The sequence below is a fragment of the Aeromicrobium phragmitis genome, from assembly GCF_003674095.1.
GTDB classification, from domain to species: domain Bacteria; phylum Actinomycetota; class Actinomycetes; order Propionibacteriales; family Nocardioidaceae; genus Aeromicrobium; species Aeromicrobium phragmitis.
Map to the genome: position 1 here is coordinate 1 of NZ_RDBF01000307.1, position 283 is coordinate 283.

Here is a 283-nt window from a genome sequence, read left to right on the forward strand (position 1 = left end):
GACGCCCTCAGCCCCGCCCGCCTCGACCCTGACGCCACGATCCAGCTGTCGGGGACGATCGAGAACACGGGCACGTCGGAGTGGACGGCCGTTCAGGCCTATCTCGTGATGGCGCGCTCGCCGTTCACCACACGCGACCAGGTCGAGGCGGTCGCGACCGACGACACGACGTACATCGGCGACCGGATCATCACACCGGGGCTGTTCGACGAGGTCGGGGACCTGGAGCCCGGCGAGTCAGCCTCCTTCGACCTGGAAGTGCCGCTCGCTGAGGTCGGGGTCA

1 protein-coding gene is annotated in these 283 nt (G+C 68.9%); it reads left to right on the forward strand.

Annotated features, from left to right (window positions below; genetic code table 11):
- On the forward strand, nt 1–283 hold a 283-nt coding region (locus D9V41_RS18215; protein WP_166376141.1), incomplete at both ends, for a DUF6049 family protein.